This window comes from Kitasatospora sp. NPDC048407 (assembly GCF_043200475.1).
Classification (GTDB): domain Bacteria; phylum Actinomycetota; class Actinomycetes; order Streptomycetales; family Streptomycetaceae; genus Kitasatospora.
Genome location: NZ_JBICXW010000028.1, coordinates 63,702 through 81,930, shown reverse-complemented (window position 1 = coordinate 81,930; position 18,229 = coordinate 63,702). Strand labels below are relative to the sequence as shown.

12 protein-coding genes and 2 pseudogenes are annotated in these 18,229 nt (G+C 69.4%); 9 read left to right on the top strand and 5 right to left on the bottom strand.

Annotation, left to right across the window (positions count from 1 at the left end; translation table 11 throughout):
* Both ACGFWJ_RS32795 and ACGFWJ_RS32790 read left to right on the top strand, forming a co-directional pair.
* Window positions 1–633 (top strand): annotated as a pseudogene (locus tag ACGFWJ_RS32795) (ornithine carbamoyltransferase subunit F); the annotation flags it as partial.
* 397 nt (window positions 634–1,030) lie between these two features.
* Window positions 1,031–3,409, top strand: coding sequence for a phosphoketolase (locus ACGFWJ_RS32790; protein ID WP_392955943.1), 2,379 nt, complete (start codon window positions 1,031–1,033; stop codon window positions 3,407–3,409).
* 212 nt (window positions 3,410–3,621) lie between these two features.
* Here the strand turns inward: ACGFWJ_RS32790 and ACGFWJ_RS32785 are convergent, their stop codons facing one another.
* On the bottom strand, window positions 3,622–4,248 hold the full coding sequence (locus tag ACGFWJ_RS32785; RefSeq protein ID WP_392955941.1) for a hypothetical protein: 627 nt from the start codon (window positions 4,246–4,248) through the stop codon (window positions 3,622–3,624).
* A gap of 151 nt (window positions 4,249–4,399) precedes the next feature.
* Entirely contained in the window at window positions 4,400–5,968 is a 1,569-nt protein-coding gene (locus ACGFWJ_RS32780) for an oleate hydratase (RefSeq protein WP_392955938.1), read from the bottom strand.
* Between the two features lie 175 nt (window positions 5,969–6,143).
* Here ACGFWJ_RS32780 and ACGFWJ_RS32775 point away from each other — a divergent pair, with 175 nt between their 5' ends.
* The 4 genes from ACGFWJ_RS32775 to ACGFWJ_RS32760 all read left to right on the top strand — a co-directional run bounded on the left by ACGFWJ_RS32775 (window position 6,144) and on the right by ACGFWJ_RS32760 (window position 10,137).
* Complete coding sequence (locus ACGFWJ_RS32775) at window positions 6,144–6,758, top strand: hypothetical protein (RefSeq protein ID WP_392955935.1); 615 nt, start codon at window positions 6,144–6,146, stop codon at window positions 6,756–6,758.
* 223 nt (window positions 6,759–6,981) lie between these two features.
* Window positions 6,982–7,428, top strand: coding sequence for a universal stress protein (locus ACGFWJ_RS32770; protein ID WP_392955932.1), 447 nt, complete (start codon window positions 6,982–6,984; stop codon window positions 7,426–7,428).
* Between the two features lie 320 nt (window positions 7,429–7,748).
* Window positions 7,749–9,086 carry a GH1 family beta-glucosidase gene (locus ACGFWJ_RS32765; RefSeq protein WP_392955929.1) on the top strand — a complete coding sequence of 446 codons (1,338 nt, stop codon included), beginning with the start codon at window positions 7,749–7,751 and terminating at the stop codon, window positions 9,084–9,086.
* Window positions 9,087–9,537: 451 nt separating this feature from the next.
* A complete protein-coding gene (locus tag ACGFWJ_RS32760; protein ID WP_392955926.1) occupies window positions 9,538–10,137 on the top strand; it encodes a hypothetical protein in 600 nt (199 codons plus the stop codon).
* Between the two features lie 14 nt (window positions 10,138–10,151).
* Here the strand turns inward: ACGFWJ_RS32760 and ACGFWJ_RS32755 are convergent, their stop codons facing one another.
* From ACGFWJ_RS32755 to ACGFWJ_RS32745, 3 genes are all read right to left on the bottom strand, one after another.
* Complete coding sequence (locus ACGFWJ_RS32755; RefSeq protein WP_392955923.1) at window positions 10,152–10,859, bottom strand: hypothetical protein; 708 nt, start codon at window positions 10,857–10,859, stop codon at window positions 10,152–10,154.
* A gap of 715 nt (window positions 10,860–11,574) precedes the next feature.
* On the bottom strand, window positions 11,575–12,417 hold the full coding sequence (locus ACGFWJ_RS32750) for a hypothetical protein (protein ID WP_392955921.1): 843 nt from the start codon (window positions 12,415–12,417) through the stop codon (window positions 11,575–11,577).
* Window positions 12,417–16,472 (bottom strand): AAA domain-containing protein, encoded by a 4,056-nt coding sequence (locus ACGFWJ_RS32745; RefSeq protein ID WP_392955918.1) that lies wholly within the window; start codon window positions 16,470–16,472, stop codon window positions 12,417–12,419. Before ACGFWJ_RS32745 ends, ACGFWJ_RS32750 begins: the two co-directional genes overlap by 1 nt.
* Before the next feature lie 295 nt (window positions 16,473–16,767).
* On the opposite strand from ACGFWJ_RS32745, the pseudogene ACGFWJ_RS32740 reads away from it, so the two are divergent.
* The 3 genes and pseudogenes from ACGFWJ_RS32740 to ACGFWJ_RS32730 all read left to right on the top strand — a co-directional run.
* Window positions 16,768–16,911: pseudogene (locus ACGFWJ_RS32740) on the top strand (family 1 glycosylhydrolase); the annotation flags it as partial.
* 237 nt (window positions 16,912–17,148) lie between these two features.
* Window positions 17,149–17,460, top strand: coding sequence for a helix-turn-helix domain-containing protein (locus tag ACGFWJ_RS32735; protein ID WP_392955916.1), 312 nt, complete (start codon window positions 17,149–17,151; stop codon window positions 17,458–17,460).
* Window positions 17,461–17,469: 9 nt separating this feature from the next.
* Complete coding sequence (locus ACGFWJ_RS32730) at window positions 17,470–17,877, top strand: winged helix-turn-helix domain-containing protein (protein ID WP_392955949.1); 408 nt, start codon at window positions 17,470–17,472, stop codon at window positions 17,875–17,877.
* Window positions 17,878–18,229 lie beyond the last annotated feature (352 nt).

Below are 18,229 nucleotides of genomic sequence, written 5' to 3'. Positions count from 1 at the left end.
CCCGTCTACAACGGCCTCACCGACCGGTGGCACCCGACCCAGAGCCTGTGCGACGTGTTCACGATGCGCGAGCACAGCCGCAAGCCGCTGGAGGAGATCTCCTTCTGCTACCTCGGCGACGCCCGCAACAACACCGCCCACTCCCTGATGGCCATGGGCGCCCTGCTCGGGATGGACGTCCGCATCGCCGCCCCGCGCGAGCTGTGGCCCGACCCGGAGCTGGTCTCCGAGTGCCTGCTGCTCGGTCAGGAGAGCGGCGCCCGGTTCCTGTTGACCGACGAGGTGGAGGAAGCCGTGCACGGCGCCGACTTCCTGTACACGGACGTGTGGGTGTCCATGGGAGAGGACCACGCCCGGTGGGCCGAGCGGATCGCCCTGCTCCTGCCGTACCAGGTCAACGCGAAGACGATGGCGGCGACCGGCAACCCCGACACCGCCTTCCTGCACTGCCTGCCCGCCCTGCACGACCGCCGCACCGACCTCGGCGCCGAACTCGCCACCGAACACGGGCTCGACGGCCTCGAAGTCACCGACGAGGTCTTCGAATCGCCCGCCTCGCTGGTCTTCGACCAGGCCGAGAACCGGCTGCACACCATCAAGGCCGTCCTCGTCGCCACCCTCGGGGAGAAGTGACCATGCGCATACGGCCTGATCACTCCCGCCGACCAGTAACGCGGGTGAAAGCGGGCTCGATCGCGGGGACTTGACCCGCGCCAGAGCGGAGCGCCGGAAGCGGGTTCGACCGCTTCCGGCGCCGTTGCCGCCGGCCAGGTCGAGCAGGCGCTGGTCGTGCCGCAGCATGGTGGCACTAGGGTTGGCCGTCCCCTTTCCCGCGGCCTTACGTCCCGGCGGCGGGCGGTGGGCCGGGGACGTTCGAGCGAGGCACAGGACGGGCAGGGACCACCGGCCCGTTCCCCGTGCAGAATGTGGCCTGTTCGGCCCTGCGGAGGATCCGGCCGCGGGGCGACGATGAGGGCCGACCGCCCGCCGGCGGTCGGTGAAGCCGGCAGACTCCGAGGAGAGCGCAGCCATGTCAGACACCCCCAGTTCGGCCCCCGGTGGACCGTCCGACGAGGAGGTCCGGGCGCTCGACGCCCACTGGCGGGCCGCCAACTACCTCGCGGCGGGCCAGATCTACCTGATGGCCAACCCGCTGCTGCGCGAGCCGCTGCGCCCGGAGCACATCAAGCCCCGCTTGCTGGGCCACTGGGGCACCTCGCCCGGCCTGAACCTGGTCCACACCCACCTCAACCGCGTGATCAATGCTCGGGGCCTGGACGCGGTCTGCGTCTGGGGACCCGGGCACGGCGGGCCCGCCGTGCTGGCGAACTCCTGGCTCGACGGCAGCTACACCGAGACCTACCCGAGCGTCACCCGGGACGCGGACGGCATGGCCCGGCTGTTCCGGCAGTTCTCCTTCCCCGGCGGCGTGCCCAGCCACGTCGCCCCCGAGACACCGGGTTCCATCCACGAGGGCGGAGAACTCGGCTACGCGCTGTCGCACGCCTACGGCGCCGCCTTCGACAACCCCGGCCTGCTGGTCGCCTGCGTCATCGGCGACGGCGAGGCCGAGACCGGACCTCTGGCGGCCTCCTGGCACGGCAACAAGTTCCTCGACCCGGTGCACGACGGCGCCGGCCTGCCGATCCTGCACCTCAACGGCTACAAGATCGCCAACCCGACCGTCCTGGCCCGGCTGCCCGAGGCGGAACTCGACGCACTCCTGCGCGGATACGGCCACGACCCGCTGTACGTCACCGGCGAGGACCCGCTCACCGTCCACCGGGCCATGGCCGAGGCCATGGACACCGCACTGGAGCGGATCGCCGCCCTCCAGCACGAGGCCCGCGCCGAGGGCAGCACCCGCCGACCGCACTGGCCTCTCATCGTGCTGCGCACCCCCAAGGGCTGGACCGGCCCGGCCGTGGTGGACGGACTGCCGGTCGAGGGCACCTGGCGCGCTCACCAGGTCCCGCTCGACCAGGTCCGCGACAACCCCGCGCACCTGCGGCAGTTGGAGGAGTGGCTGCGCTCCTACCGGCCGGAGGAGCTCTTCGACGACAACGGCCACCCGGCGGCGCCGGTCCTCGACTGCGTCCCCGAAGGCCAACGTCGCCTCGGCGCCAACCCGCACGCCAACGGCGGCCTGCTGCTGCGCGACCTGCCGATGCCGCCGCTGGAGCGCTACGCCGTACCCGTGGACAAGCCCGGTGCCACCCTGCACGAGCCGACCCGGATCCTGGGCGACCTGCTGGCCCAGGTGATGGCGGACACCGCCGAGCGCCGCGACTTCCGCCTGGTCGGCCCGGACGAGACCGCCTCCAACCGGCTCCAGGCCGTCTACGCGGCCACCGGCAAGGCCTGGCAGGCGCAGACCCTGCCCGTCGACGAACACCTCGCCCCCGACGGCCGGGTGATGGAGATCCTCTCCGAACACACCTGCCAGGGCTGGCTGGAGGGCTACCTCCTCACCGGCCGCCACGGCCTGTTCTCCTGCTACGAGGCCTTCGTCCACATCGTCGACTCCATGGTCAACCAGCACATCAAGTGGCTGCGCACCACCCGTGCCCTGCCCTGGCGCGCCCCCATCGCCTCGCTCAACTACCTGCTCACCTCGCACGTCTGGCGCCAGGACCACAACGGCTTCTCGCACCAGGACCCCGGCTTCGTCGACCACGTCCTCAACAAGAGCCCCGAAGCCGTCCGGGTCTACTTCCCGCCGGACGCCAACACCCTGCTCGCCACCGCCGACCACGTCCTGCGCAGCCGCGACTACGTCAACGTCGTGGTCGCCGGCAAGCAGCCCTGCTTCGACTGGCTCACCCTCGACCAGGCTCGCGTCCACTGCGCCCGCGGCGCCGGGATCTGGGAGTGGGCCGGCACGGAGGACGGTACCCGCGAACCCGACGTCGTGCTCGCCTGCGCCGGGGACGTTCCAACCCAGGAGATCCTCGCGGCCGCCCAGCTGCTCCGTACCCATCTGCCCGACCTGGCCGTCCGAGTGGTCAACGTGGTCGACCTGGCCCGGCTGATGCCCGCCGAGGAGCACCCGCACGGCATGCCCGACGCGGAGTTCGACGCCCTGTTCGGCCGCGACCGACCGGTGATCTTCGCCTACCACGGCTACCCGTGGCTGATCCACCGCCTCGCCTACCGCCGCGCCGTCCACCCCCACCTGCACGTACGCGGGTACAAGGAGTCGGGCACCACCACGACGCCCTTCGACATGGTGGTCCGCAACGACCTCGACCGCTACCGGCTCGTCATGGACGTCATCGACCGGGTACCCGGCCTCGCCGCCCGGGCCGCCGCCCTGCGCCAGGAGATGGCCGACCGGCGCACCCGCCACCACGACTGGATCCGGGAGCACGGCACCGACCTGCCCGAGATCACCGACTGGACCTGGTAGAGCTGACGTTCAACCAGGGGGCCCGACCGTCAGGCGCCTTGGTCCGGCTGCCCCAGCCGGCAGCGATGTCTGCCGGTGCGGTGGCGGAGATCAGGGGCGCGCCGAGCCGGAAACCGCCGGAGCCGACGACACCTTCCCCGTGGCGGGGGCGGTGCCGCCGGCTCCGGCAGCGGGGCCTCGGCGTGCGGTGCTTCCGGGACGGCGGTGGGGGCTCAGCGGAGCCAGGCGTGCTCGCGGACGACCGGGAGGGCGGCCCAGCGGCGCCCCAGCCCCCAGGTGTCGCCGGCGCCGAGGGCGGCCAGCGCGAGGAGCAGCAGAGCGTAGACGACGTGGTAGTCGACGACGGGGTTGCTGGAGCCGCTGGCGGCGCCGTTGGCGAGGTGGCGGGCGGGCGGCCACTCGGCGGCCCACATCATGGCCAGCAGCAGGGTGCCGCCACCGGCGGCGACGCGCATCCCGACGCCGCCGACGAAGGCGAGGCCGATGCCGAGCAAGCCGAGCATGAACAGCCAGTCGGCCCAGGCCTGCCCGGCCCAGGCATGGAAGGTGGACTGCAGCGGACCGGCCGAGACGTGGCTGAGGAAGCCCTTCGTCGGGGAGCCGCCGTTGAGCCAGGAGCCGGCCTCTCCGGTGGCGTAGCCGAGGCCGAACGTCTTGTCGAGGAAAGCCCAGAGGAAGACCGAGCCGACGGTGATCCTGGCGCCCGCGACCGTGAGCCCTGCCCCGGTGGTCAGGGCGACGGTGCCTGATGCCTCCCCGGAGCTCCGGGTCGCGACCGGGCGCCGGCCCGTGGTGAGGCGGTGGGTGAACCGGGGGAGGTGCGGGTGGTGGACGGCCATGGCGAGCTCTCCTTGTCGATTTCACGGTGGATCGGTCGTTTGTGGCGCTGGGACAGGACCGTCGGCCGGGCCCCGAGGTGCCGGGGCCGGGTCGTGCGGGTGGAGCGGGGAGGCGGTCGGTGCCCGCCTCCCCGGTGTGAGCCGGTCGGGGCTACTTGCGGTGCATGGTGTGCAGGGCCTGGCCAAGGACGTGCGGGTCGTGGTGGCCCTTGTGGACGGCCGGGGGCTGCCGGTCGAGGTCGAGGAGCTGTGCGACGGCGGTCCAGGCGGTGCGTACGGAGTACTCGACGGTGAAGACGACGTCGTCGGGTACCTCGGCGTACTGGCCGATGAAGGCGAGGTTGGTGGAGCCCTTCGGGACCACCTGGGGCCGGTCGCCGTGGCTCCGTGCCAGGAACTGGCTGGTGATGTACGGCATCAGGCAGGGGACGACGGTCGAGGTTCCCGCGATCTTCTCGGCGGTGTCGGGATCGACGGCCAGGTGCTGGAGGACCTCCTGGAGGATCTCCGCGCCGCTGCACTCCCGCATCGGCTTCTGGACGAAGGTGCCGGGCTTGTCGGGGAAGAGGCCGTAGCCCCACCACACGGATACGTCCTCGGGCTGCTGCTGGTAGACCGGCTGGCGGTTGACGACGACGGTGAGCAGCCACGGGGAGTCGGTGAGGGTGAGCAGGCCGCCGCGGCCGGTCGGGCGGCCGGTGAACGTCTCCATCCAGTCGAGGAAGGCGGGGTCCTTGGCAGTGACGGTGAAGGACTCCCAGGTGGAGTCCTTGGGGCTGCGGTCGAACACCTCGGGGTTGCCGAAGTCCTCGCGCCCGTGGGCGATCCGGTGCCACAGCAGGAAGGAGTCGGGGCTGCGGGAGGTGTCCGGGCCGGGCGGCGGGGCGGTGTGGGAGCCGAGGACGGAGTCGGCGGTCATCGAGCCGTTGGTGACGAACACGAGGTCGTCCTCGGCCACGGGGAGGTCGGCGTGCGCGCCTGCGAAGTGGATGCGCTCGACGCTCGTGCCCGGCCCGCTCCGGAAGGCCAGGTCCGCGACCCGGCGGCCGATGTGGATGTGGACCCCCTGCTCCAGGAGCCAGGCCGTGAGCGGTCGGACGATCGAGTCGTACTGGTTGTAGCGGGTCCGGTAGATCCCGGACATCGTCTCGAACTCCGGGAAGAGGTGGACGAAGCGCTTGAGGTAGCGCCGGAACTCGATGGCGCTGTGCCACGGCTCGAACGCGAAGGTGGTGCACCACATGTACCAGAAGTCGGTGGTGAAGAAGCCCTCGTCGAAGCAGTCGGTGATGCGCTTGCCGTCCAGCAGCCGCTCGGGCGTGGCCAGGCACTTGACCAGTTCGAGCCGGTGGTGTTCGGAGAATCCCATGGCGTGTCCGTCGCAGATCTCGCCACCTGCGCGCACCAGGCGGGCGGTGTCGTCCCAAGGGGATTCGTCGTGCGAGTCGAAGATGTCCTGGGTGGCCGACTTCGACGGGTCGTCCAGCGACGGAATGCCGGACAACAGGTCGAACGTGCAGCGGAACTGCGCCTCGAACATCCGGCCGCCGCGCATCGTGTACCCCGCCTCCGGCGTACCGCCCGCGTCCAGGCTGCCGCCGACTTCGTCCTGCGCCTCGTAGACGTGGATGTCGCCGCCGGCGAAACCCGCGTCCCGGATGAGGAAGGCTGCTGCGGACAGGGCGGCGATGCCGCCTCCGACCAGATGGGCCTTGGGCATCGGATGTCTCCTCAACTGTCGTGCACTGAACCGCCATCAGCTGGATGAGTGGCGACCCCGGCGGTTGGCGCCGGGCGATCGACTCCATCGATCGGGGGTGCTGACGACAGCTTGCTCCCGGGCCGGCCGACGGGTCGTTGGGCCGTTGGGCGCCGGTGGTGGAACGACGGTCCCGATGGCGTCCCGGATTCGCGGGACCGGCGGACCGGGACCTTCGGGTCCTGCCGCAAGGCTGGTCCATGTCCTGGAGCGGCCGCAGACCGATCCGGACGAGGACACCCCGCGACCGCTGGACGATCACCTCGGGGTCGGGGGCGACATCGTCCTGGCACAGGCACGCAAGCTCGTCGAGCAGCGGCACCCCGGCCTGGAGACCGAGACCCGCGCGGTCGACGGGCCGCGGGCGCGCGGGCTGCTGGAGCAGGCCGCGGACGCCTCGCTCCTGGCCGTCGGAGCCAAGCGCGGGCCGGTTGTCGAGCAGGTGCTCTCGCTCCCGCCGATCGGCGTCCCGCTCAGCTCCCCCGCCCCCGGCCCGGTGGCGGTCGTCCGCGAGACGGCGGACACCGCCGCGAATGCCCCCAGGCCGCTGGTCGTCGTCGGAGTGGACGGATCGCCGGGCTCCCTGGCCGTGGGAGCACTGCTGGGCGAGGCCGCTCGGGCCCGGTGGTTCGTCGTCGGCTCCGCGGGGCCTCGGCGGCTTCCGGGGGCTGCTCCTCGGGTCGGTGAGCCACGCTCCGGTCGAGTGCGCGGAGTGTCCACTGATCGTCGCCCCCCGCGCAAGGGGCGCTGAGGGGCATGGCGCGGATTCCGGCCTCGGCCGCTCACGCGGTCCGGGCGGGACCGGCGGCCCCGAGACCGCACCGCACGGCATTCCCTTCGGCAAGGAACTCACGGCCCTGTGCCGGGCAAGGGCCGGGCTGAAGGTCCCGGCCTCCAGGACCCGTCCGGTCCTTCGCAACAGTCGCCGCCATGCCGATGGTTGAGACCGAACGAGAATACGAAGGAGAAGACACGTGAGCGAGCAGACCGGACCTGAGCAGCGGATCGTGGTCGGTGTCGACGGATCGCCGGCATCGGTCGACGCGCTCCGGTGGGCCGTCGGCCAGGCCCGCACGCGGGGCGCCGTGGTGGAGGCCCTGATCGCGTGGCAGCATCCGGTGGCCACCGGGTGGACGGTGCCGATCGAGTCCTACGAGGACCTCCCGGGCATCGCACGGAAGACCCTCGACGACAGCGTCAGCGAGGCGACCGGTTCCGACGCCCCGGTCGAGATCAGGACCCGGGTGCAGGAGGGTGGCGCCGCCGAGTGCCTGCTGGACGCGGCCCGCGGCGCCGAACTCCTGGTCGTCGGCAGCCGGGGTCACGGCGGTTTCACCGGCGCCCTGCTCGGCTCGGTCGGCCAGCACTGCGTCCACCGCGCGCCCTGCCCGGTCGTCGTGGTCCGCCACCCCAAGGACTGACGCGCGCACCCCGTAACCGCCGCGCGGCCGAGTCGCCGACCTGAAAGGAGCGAACCGACCAGGCGGCACCGGGGTCGAGCGGGGGCCGAGGTGCCGGCGGCGTGCGTGGGGGCGAACCATGCTCGCGATCGAAGCACTGGGGGCCTGTGGTCGGGTTCTTCGGTCGGAGCCCATGACCGCCGGCGCGGATCGGTCCTTGCGGGGTGTTGTCGGCGGCGCGTTGGTGGATCGGGTGTCCTTGCCTCTGGACCTGCACTCTCCGCCTTCCTAACATGAGCACTGCTCGCATTTTGTGACTCGTGTTGTGTGGAAGGACCCTCATGACGGACCGTTACGACCTCCCCGCCGGCTTCCGCTGGGGCGCCTCCACCGCCGCGTACCAGATCGAGGGGGCGGTCGACGAGGATGGCCGGGGCCCGTCGGTCTGGGACACCTTCTGCGAGCGGCCGGGTGCGGTGAAGAACGGCGACAGCGGCCGGACGGCCTGCGACCACTACCACCGCTGGCCCGAGGACATCGCGCTGATGCGTGAACTCGGGCTCGACACCTACCGGTTCTCGCTCGCCTGGTCGCGCGTCCAGCCCACCGGCCGGGGCCCCGTCAACGCCGCCGGGCTCGACTTCTACGACTGCCTGGTCGACGGGCTGCTCGCGGCCGGCATCACGCCGCTGCCCACTCTGTTCCACTGGGACCTGCCGCAGGCGCTGGAGGACGAGGGCGGCTGGATGCAACGGGAAACCGCTTTCCGTTTCGCCGAGTACGCGTCCGTGGTGGCAGACCGGCTCGGCGACCGCGTCCCCGCCTGGATCACCCTCAACGAGCCCTTCGTGCACATGGTCTACGGCTACGCCCTGGGCATCCACGCGCCCGGCCACAGCATGATGCTCGACGCCCTCCCGGCCGCCCACCACCAGCTGCTCGCCCACGGCCTGGCCGCCGCCGAGCTGCGCTCCCGCGGCCTCGACGTCCTGATCGCCAACAACCTGACGCCCGTCCGGCCCGCGAGCTCCGACCCCGCCGACCTGGCCGCCGCCGACGCGTACGACGCGCTGCACAACCGGCTGTTCACGGACCCGTTGCTGCTCGGCCGATACCCTGACCTGTCCGCGTACGGCGTGGGGGAGGACCTGCACGGCAGCGTCCGCGACGGCGATCTCGCGCTGATCGCCGGCCCCGGTCTCGACGGACTGGGCGTCAACTACTACAACCCCACCCGCATCGCCGCCCCCACCGACCCGGGGCTCCCGTTCGCCGAGGCCCCCATCGACGGCGTCCCGCGCACCCACTTCGGCTGGCCCGTGATCCCGGACGGCCTGCGCGAACTCCTGCTGCTCCTCCGGGACCGCTACGGCGCCGCGCTGCCCCCGATCACCATCACCGAGAGCGGCTGCTCCACCGACGACACCCTCGACGACACCTTCCGCATCGACTACCTCGCCGGCCACCTCGACGCCCTGGCCCGCGCCGCCGCCGACGGCATCGACGTCCGCGGCTACTGCACCTGGTCCCTGCTCGACAACTTCGAATGGGCAGAGGGATTCGGCGAGCGCTTCGGGCTGGTCCACGTCGACTTCGCGACCCAGAAGCGCACGCCGCGCGCCTCCTACGCCTGGTATCGCGATCTGATCGCAGCTCATCGAGCCCGCAATCAGGCGTAGTTGGGCGTCGGTCGCCGTGGGCTGTATGGCCTCTCGGTAATGGCCGAGAGGTCATCCGTACGGTGCGGCCTACAGCAGCCGTACCCCGGATACTGCGCAAAAGACAGGGTGTTCGACAGGTTCACAGCCGATTGTTAATGGTCAACCGTCGGTCTGTTATGTGGTGACGGACCGACTTGATTCTCCAGGTCCCATAACGGGGAACTGGTGAGCGTCGTGCGTCAGAGCAGGGCTCAGAGCCCGGTGATCCCGGCTGCGACGTGCTGCAGATCATCCGTTCTCACCGGGGGCGGTCCTGCCCGCGCCCGGTGAGTGAAGGGCCCCGCGTCGCCCAGGATCAAGCCTCCAATTGCTTGCCATCGTCAACGATGCCCACCGGAGAACTCGTACGGCGCTTGAGTGTAGGGGTTCCTGGCCGCGTCACGTCAGCGGGTAGGGCAGGGTGGTACCCATGGCAGGTGTGGCGAATCCCACGGCGTGGCGCTCGGTGCGCGAGGCGGCGTTGTCGCAGGTGTCTTCGGAGAGTGAAGGCGCCGTGTTCTCAGTTCTGGGCACCCGTGCCCTCCTGCTGTACCGGGTCGAGGAGACCGAGCGTCGCAGGCGGCGGGCCGTTGGTGCCGAGGGGCTGGACAGCATCCCTGCGTTGGAGTGTTTGCTCGGCCTTCCGGTTCCGGTTGGTTCGCTCCCAGATCAGGCGGAGGTTCGTGACCTCCCGCGAGGAGCTGTCGAGTGGGACACGGCCCTGGTGACGCGCCGGGCGGTCCGGCCGCTCGCTGTTGACCTCGCGGTTGTGCGGGCCGCCGGTTGGCGGACGGCCCTGGAACGAGCAGGCCGGTTCGCGCCGTTTTGCCGCCGGGCTGTCCTACTCGACGAGGTTCCGCACGCACGATTGGGCGAGATCCTGGTGGAGGCCGGCTTCTACGGCATCGGCGTGCTCGTCAATGAGCCGGACAAGATTCGGATCGCCCTGGAACCCGAGGCGTACAGGCCGCCGCGGCACACCGCCGCGGCCTGGCATTTTGTCGAGGAGCTGTACGGACGACTGGCATGAGCCGGCCTAGCCCGTCAGTTGGCTCCCGCGCTGGCCGATGCCGAGGGCTCCGCATCGAGGAGGGACCATCTCAGCAATTGCGGCGGGACCTTGAAGCCGTTCGGCTGCTGGACGGCGGCGTTGACGAGCGGATACCGGTCCACTGCGGCCTGGCGGCGCTCCTGCCACCACCGCTGGCGCTCTGGCCCAACCTCCAGGGTCTGCATCGTCTGCTGCCAGGACATCAGTACGGCCGCGTTGTGCTGTGCTGCGGACTGGGCATCGCGGTTGCTCGGGAAGCTGTCCAATGCCCGACGTCCACAGGCAGCGCACTCGCACATGGGTGCGTGCGTCGCGGCGAAACGGCGTGCGAGTCTCTTGCCGAGGAACAGGGCCATCAACTCGGGGAACAGTACGGCCGGGGAGTCGGCGAACCCCGAACTCTTCGCAGGCCCACCGGGCGGGACGACGTGCCGGAAGCGCCCCGAAAGCCCGTAGGCGGCGAAGACCGCGCCCCGTGCCAGTGCTCCGAACGCCGCGAGATCGGCCCGCAGCAGCGCGGTTCCCGGTACCTCGGTCAGTACCCTCGCCAGCCCGGCCAGCGCGTCGGGGAAGCTCGCGAGCGGGTCCAACTGGCCGCCGAGCATGACGGCTTTCATACCCGGTGCTGCGCTCACTTCTTCGATGAGGCGACCGACCAGGTCGGCGCGCAGCCAGCCGACGTCGATCGGGAGCGCGAGCACGATCCGGGGGTCCTCGCCGCTGCCACACCGCGTGCAGCAGCCCGTACGGCGGCTGTGTCCCCGGCCCGGAGGTATCCAGTCGGCGTGAGCGCCGCCGTCTCGCCGACCGCGAGCTGCTCCTGAACCGCTTGGCTGAGCGGATCTGCTGTAGGTAGCTCGCCGGTTAGCGAGAGGAAGGGCTCGCTCGCCCTCGCGACGGCGTCCTCGTAGAATGCCGGGTCGGCGATGAGTACGCCTGCGTAGTCGTTGTCCCGTCGTAGCTCTGACGCCTTCTTGGGGGCCTTCGGTCCACTGACCACGAGACCACTGCGGGTGGGGTCCAGCTGGTCCCTTACGAACCCCACCCGTGAGGTGTTCACCTGGATCAGCAGCCGGTCGGTGAGCAACTCCGGCCGGCTGAAACGGTCTTGGTTGACGATATGAGACCTCGGGCGTCGGGAGGACCTACGAGGGCGGGGAGCAGGACGGAGGAGTCGGACATGGCCTCGCCTTCAACTCGGCGGAAACACTCGACGACGTACTCGTGGTTCCACTGTACGGATCTGACTAACAATCCGTGGTTTGCGGCGGCACCAATGGCCTTAGAAGAAATCAGAGTTGGTCGATGGTCGGCTGAGTGTGGCCCGGACGGCATCAGGTTCTGCGAGGCGCAGGGGAAGTCGTGCTGATGCTGCGACCTGATCGCTGCCTACCGGGCGCGACGCTCCAGGTAGTGTCAGTCCAGGCGGCTCGACTCGAGATCGTTGAGGACAGCGAGGACCGGTCCCCAGCACATCATGACGGTGTCGTGGTCGGGATCGATCCCGCGTTCCCGCTGCTGACGAAGGTGGACGAAGTTGCGGTACTCGCGGACGATTTTCATGAAGTCGTGAGCGTCGACCTGAATCCAGCCCCGGGACCGGGCAGTGTCCAGTAGCAGCGCCAGGCTGGCCTTAGCCATCGGCACCGGCCTTCCTCCGTTGGGATTCGGGAATCCCTGGGCCAGGCTCGGGTCGCGTTTGGTCAGCACATCGAGCAGTAGACCTTCGGTGAAGCTTCCGATGCCGATGAGGGCGAAGACGTAGGCACCGTTGTCCGCGCAGATACGAGTCTCGTTCACCCGCTGCATTAGCTGACGTGTGATCTCCTCGCTGCTGACCAAACGTCGGACGCGTGTATTCAAGTCCTCGGGCGGACTGAAGGTGGTCGATCGGCCGTCCTGGCCGAGCGCACCCACCATCGGGCGGCCGCCAAGGTAAGTGATCGACAACTGCTCTGCGGCGAGGATCTGGTTGAGACCCTGCCGGAGGAGATCGGCGGACGCCATTCCGTCCTCGTACTCCAGCGGGTCGCAGATACGACACAGGAAGCGACTGACGGCGGCCTCGTCACTGGCCGACTCCGTGATCGTCTCGGTCAGCCAGGACACCCGCGCCGTGCCGTCGTACTCGACGGGTACCGGCCAGGCCGCTCGTTTCAGCAGCTCGGCGAGCTGGTAGCCGGGGCGTTCGAAGGGGCCGTCCACGTCCACGACGAGTCGCGCGATGCGTTGGATGGTCATGGAATCGAGCTGAGCCATCAGATGTGCTCCTTGTCCGCGAACTGCTGAGAGTGATCGAAGGCTTGGTTGAGGCGTTCGACGATGACCCGTCCCCGCTTCCGGAAGCCGAGTTCGGTCATGGCCTGACTGATCCGAGTGTCACGGTCGAGCTGGTAGCCGTCGCTGAGAATCCAGGCGGCGAGCGCGCGGAGATCCGTGTCGGAGTAGGTGCTGATGGTGCCACCGGGCGTCAGCGACGGTCTGTGTCCTCGCCGCGTCGACGGCTCCTCTGCCTGGCGCGGAGCGGGGACCGAGGTCTGAGGCACTGTGCCGCTCGGCGGCTCGTCGGCCGCGCGGACGGCATCCTGCCAGACACCGACGAGTCGGTCCGTCTCGGTCTGGGGGGCGGCGAACCAGTCCGCGGCCCAGATCCGGTGAAACTGCCATCCGAGCCGTTCCAGGTGTGCCTGGCGGAGCCGGTCACGGTCTCGTGCACTCTCTGTGCGGTGGTAGCGGTCGCCATCCGTCTCCACAGCGATCAGCATCTGGCCGAGCCGTTCAGGATGAGCCAGCGCGAAGTCGATGCGGTAGCCGGAGACGCCCCATTGCGGGACAGCGGGTACGCCTGCGGAACGCAGGGCCTCCAGCACCTGCTGTTCGAAGGGGTTCAGCTCGCACGTCTCCTGGCGTCCGCCCGACCGGGTGAGGTCACCCTGGACAGCGCAGTACTCGAGGAACAGGCGCAGCAGTTCGGGGCCGCGGTTCTTCGTTTCGGCACGGGGGTCGAAGTCGTGGTGGGAGAACGAGCTGACCACTGTCATGCGGTTGCGTGCACGAGTGATAGCGACGTTGAGCCGACGCTCTCCGCCTTCGTTGTTGAGCGGTCCGAAGCGTTGGGCAAGCCGGCCATTGGCGGCCTTGGCGTACCCGATGCTGAGGATGATGGCGTCGCGTTCGTCACCCTGTACGCGTTCGAGGTTCTTGATGAAGAAGCGGCGGCCGGGGCCCGCCTCAGGGCTGAAGTAGTCCTGCAGGTCCGGCTGTGCCTCGAGGGCTCTGCGCAGGGCGAGATCGATGCGGTCGGCGTGCCGTTGGCCCATGGTGATGATGCCAAGGCTGAGGTCTGGGGTACGGGAGGCGTGGTCGAGGGCCAACTCCACCACTCGCGCGACCTCCTGGGGGGCGGAGCCGTCCTGGCCGGGCAGTGCGTGCCCGTCGACGACCTCCAGAAGGAGCGGACTTTCAACCGCGGTCCCGGGGAACGTGACGAGCTGGTCGCCGTAGATCTCGCGGTTGGAGAAGGCGATCAGCCTCTCGTCATTACTCCGGTAGTGCCAGCGGAGGGTGTGGACGCGGGGCAGCCGACTGCTGAGCAAATCCAGGAGTGACTCGAAGACGCCGGGATCGTTCCCGTCTGTGTCGTCAGCTTCCTCCTGGCTGTCCGTGCCGCTCAGCACGCGGCTGAAGAACGAGGTGGGCGGCAGTTGGTTCCGGTCGCCCGCGACGACGACCTGGCGACCCCGCATGATCGACGTCATGGCGTCGTGCGGCAGGATCTGGCTGGCCTCGTCGAAGACCACCACGTCGAACAGCCGAGCGGCCGGTAGCACTCGGCTGACCACGAGCGGCGACATGGCCCAACAGGGTTTGGCCGCCAACAGCACGTCAGGGGCCTTGGCGACCAGTTTGCGCAGAGGCAGGTGGCGCGTCTTGCGAGCGGCCTGGTCGCGGACCACGGCGTTCTGGTCACGGTGGGTATCGCGGGCCTTGCGCAGCCGGGCCGCCACGGAGTATCGCACGCGGCCGGCATTGGCGGTCATATGGTCGCTGTCGCTGCGGCGGAACTGTGTGACGGCGTGATCGTGTTCCCGTCCGGTGAAGGTGCGAACGTGCTGGGAGTGCATCTTGATCTCGTCGAGAACGGATGCCCACCAGGCGTACTGGAACCGGTCGACCCCTGCCTCTGGCGTGGGGAGGCTCTGAGTCAGCTCGTCAAGCAGCGGGCCAAGACCGGCGGCCTCCAAGCGGTCGGTCAGTTGGTTGATTTCGGGCATCTGATACAGCGTCCCGCGGTCGGCGTCGAGTTCTCGTACGATCTCGGCTACCTCATCGGCAGGCTTCTTCGCCCAGTCGTCGACACCCGCACAGAGGGCCACTGCGGCGAGCCGGTCGCGCAGCTCGATGAAGTTCTTCAGGGTGGTGCCGAGCTCAGGGACTGCGTACGGCGGTGCGCCGTCCACCGACATGCTCTGCCAACGGGTCCGTTGCTCCTGGGCCTGGACCAGCCGGGTGTGGAGAACCTGGCGGTCGCGAAGTCCGTCCCGATGGATTGCCATGGCCTCACGGACCAAGGAACGTCGCTGCCACCAGCCGATACGCTGCCCGTGCTGCTTGCGCCAAGCGCGGTCAGCGGTAGCGGCGACGAGCCGGTCGAGCTGCGGTCCGAAGACCCCCGGGGTGAACTCCTCGAAGGTGCCGGACACCGCCTGCAAGAGGTCCAATAGCTGCTGCCAGCCGTGGACATCCTGTGCCTGGCACAACCCTGCAACGGTGATGAGTTTCTCGATCTCCCGGCGGGTGTCCAGGAAGGCCGTGCCCGCCAACTGGTCGAGTTGTTCGAGGACTGGACGGAGTTCCGCGACGTCCCGTACGCGGGTGCGTGCCCAGGGAGACTGGCCGCGCCTAATCTGAAGGCCCTTTCGGCTGACGAATTTGTGCAGGTCCCGCTCCACCCGTTGCCGTGCAGTCAGGTCCAGTTGCTTCAGGACACCGCCGCGCAGGCGCCAGCGTGTCTGGCGCTCGGGTGGAATTCCCGACAGCGCAGTCATGGCCTGGTAAGCGCTGACTCCCCACGGGGACCGCGGCTGGTGGAACTCGGCGACGTGTCGGCCGGTCTGACCGCGGAAGTGTTCGAGCGAAGCGTGCAACTGCTCGGGGCGCGGCGGCGGTTCCTGGCCGGACCGGTCCAGGGTCTCAAGAAGCTGTTGGGCCAGTTGGCGACGGTTCAGCTTGTTCCCATGGAGATCGAGAACGAGTCCGTCGAGGTCGACCTGGGCGAGTCGGTCGGTAACGGCCTCGATCGCGGCGCGCTTCTCCGCGACGAAGAGGATGCGCTGCCCCTCAGCAGCCAGCGCGGCGATGAGGTTGGCGATGGTCTGGCTCTTACCCGTTCCGGGAGGGCCCTCAATGACCACATGCCGGCCGGCCAGTACGGCACGGATCGCCTGTTGCTGAGAGGCGTCGGCGTCGTGGACGAGGAACTCTTCCCGCGGCGGGATATCGCCCCCTGCGGGATGGTCCTCCGTGTCCTCCAGCAGCGAGTGGGCCGCCGTGCTGTCGCCGGCGATGGCGGCGATGACGGGGTGTTCGGCGAGCAGCGAGCCAGAGTTCTTCAGGTCGTTCACCATGGGCAGCCGGTCGAAGCTGAAGGCCCCGATCACCAGGCGTTCCTCGAACGAGGCGGACAGCCCGCTCCGGCGGAGGGCCTTGGCGAGGAGGTCGTACACAGCGCGTACCCGGGTACCCGGATCCGTCTGTTCCTCAAGCGCGGCCGACGCCTGGTCGGCCAGGTGATCGAGGTCGGTGTCCAGGCCGTACTGGCGGTTCAGCGCGTAGAGCAGGACCGGATTGATCTCCGGCTCGCCGTCGACATGGAGGACGAAGTCGTTCTCGGTGGCCGTGCGCGGCTGGATCGTCAGGGGCAACAGCACGAGGGGGGCGCGCAGCGGGAGAACGGTGGTTGTGCCACGTGTCTTCGGCGGGTCCACGTTCAGCAGTCCGCAGGCTAGGCGACCCGCCTCGACACCTTGTTCTTCGTCCAACTCCAGGATCCGGCGCCGCAGGTAGCGAGCGCGAAGGCAGGCGGATTTGTGATCGGACAGATCGGGGACGAGGCTCGCAAGCCGGACCTTCCGGCCGGTCAGTAGCGCGTGCTGCTGCTCGGCAGAGGTGGCGGTCAGGTCGAGGCTGCCAGTCTTCGTGTCCTTGAAGTGCAGCAGTGCGTTGCGCGGTCCGAGATCAATGAGTTCGTCGGCCCATCGCTGAGCCTGGGAGGCCACGGCCTGCTCCCGCGCGCGAGTGGCGGTGCCGTTCACTTTGCTACCCCTCTGGTCCGATCCTCTTCGTGAGTCCGCCTGGTCGGCAGGCGAACGCACCAGAGTACGAGCTCTGTTGAGACGAGGAGGGGGAAATCGGAGATTGCAGGGAGCGCACAGGAGTGTTGCTCGCGTGCAGCCGTGCGCCCCGTGCGCGGCGTCGGGAAACTGGCGCTTCGTGGGCAAGCGCGGCGAGGGGAGAGGGGTGGGCTCTACGGTGCACGCGCTGCGCTGGCCGGGTCCACGTCGACAGGGCGTTCCAGAACGGGGATTAGGATGACAGCCTGTTCGACGGGCCGAAGGATTCGGCGAGCGCTTCGGCCTGGTCCACGTCGACTTCACCACTCAGGCGCGCACCCCGAAGGCCTCCTACGCCTGGTACCGCGACCTGATCGCCGAGCACCGGGCGCGCATGGAAGTAGGGTTGCTTGATAGTTGAGAAGTCCGTCATCAGCGGTTCGGCTGGCCTGCGGTGTCCGGTCGACCTCGGTCGTCCCTCTCAGGCTCGCGCGCGGGGCCAAGGGCGCGATGGCCTGGCGGACCGAACGCATAGTGGGACCGTTGGTCTCACTGGGGACCCGAATGCCGTAAGAACAGTGCGGCATGGCGGAGACCTGTGAGGGCGGTGACCGTTATTGACCCGAAACGGTAAGGTTCGTCGCTCGTTGATCCTGGCGTGACGGATCTGGTGGGGGACACGCGACGACTGTCGCCGAAGGCTCAGGAAGCTCTGCGGATGCGGGCGGTCGCGGCGCTTCGGGCGGGCCGGGATCGGCGCGAGGTCGCCGAACTCCTTGGCGTGACCGTGGAGTCGGTGGGCAGTTGGTGGGCCGCCTGGCAGAGCGGCGGCCGGGATGCTCTGGTGTCCAGGACCCGCGGCCGACGGGTGGGCGGGCACCAGGTGCTCGATCCCGACCGGAAGCATTGCGTCCGGCGGGCCCTGATCGACCATCGCCCCGAAGACCTCGGCCTGAGCGGGCAGTTGTAGACCCGCGCGATCGTCGGCGACCTAATCGCCCTGCTCTGCCGGGTATGGCTGACCGAACAGGGCGTGGGCAAGTACCTCAAGCGCTGGGGGCTGTCGTTCCAGCGCCCCGACAAGCGCGCGATCGAGCAGGACCCGGAAGCGGTCCGCGCCTGGCGCGAGGAGACGTGGCCCGCGATCCGCGCGAAGGCACAGGAGGAAGGCGCCGAGGTGCTGTTCGCGGATCAGACCGGCGTCCGCTCCGACCAGGTGTCCGGCCGGACCTGGGCCCCGCGCGGCGAGACGCCGACCGTGCGCCGGACCGGAAACCGGTTCTCGGTCAACGCGATGTCCGCGATCAGTCCGCGGGGCCGGATGTGGTTCACGGTCTACTGGGATCGTTCACGGCCGAGGTGTTCTGCGACTTCCTCGACCGCCTGAACAGGCAGTTCGACCGCCCGGTCCACCTCGTCGTCGACCGGCACTCCGTCCACCGCAGCCTGGCTCGCCGGCCATCCCGGCCGGATCGCCCTGCATCTGCTGCCTTCGTGCGCAGCCGAGAACAACCCCGACGAACTGGTCAACGCCGCCCTGAAAGGCACCCATCTGCTGGCCTTCAGGGACCGCAACGCCGACCGGCTCGCCGACGAGGTCCGACGCTTCTTCCGCCGCCGACAGAAGCAGCCACACATCATCTGCGGCTACTTCCAGAGCCAGCACGTCCGCTACATCACCGAGATGCCGGAAATTTCGCGTTTCGGGTCAATAAGTAGCGCATTTCGTCGCGGCCGTG

What these genes read in the sequence shown, in the direction of transcription:
- ACGFWJ_RS32765 (WP_392955929.1), top strand. Translation starts at nt 7,749, where the DNA reads ATGACGGACCGTTACGACCTCCCCGCCGGCTTCCGCTGGGGCGCCTCC.
- ACGFWJ_RS32780 (WP_392955938.1), bottom strand. Translation starts at nt 5,968, where the DNA reads ATGCCCAAGGCCCATCTGGTCGGAGGCGGCATCGCCGCCCTGTCCGCA.
- ACGFWJ_RS32760 (WP_392955926.1), top strand. Translation starts at nt 9,538, where the DNA reads ATGGCAGGTGTGGCGAATCCCACGGCGTGGCGCTCGGTGCGCGAGGCG.
- ACGFWJ_RS32750 (WP_392955921.1), bottom strand. Translation starts at nt 12,417, where the DNA reads ATGGCTCAGCTCGATTCCATGACCATCCAACGCATCGCGCGACTCGTC.
- ACGFWJ_RS32775 (WP_392955935.1), top strand. Translation starts at nt 6,144, where the DNA reads ATGGCGTCCCGGATTCGCGGGACCGGCGGACCGGGACCTTCGGGTCCT.
- ACGFWJ_RS32790 (WP_392955943.1), top strand. Translation starts at nt 1,031, where the DNA reads ATGTCAGACACCCCCAGTTCGGCCCCCGGTGGACCGTCCGACGAGGAG.
- ACGFWJ_RS32785 (WP_392955941.1), bottom strand. Translation starts at nt 4,248, where the DNA reads ATGGCCGTCCACCACCCGCACCTCCCCCGGTTCACCCACCGCCTCACC.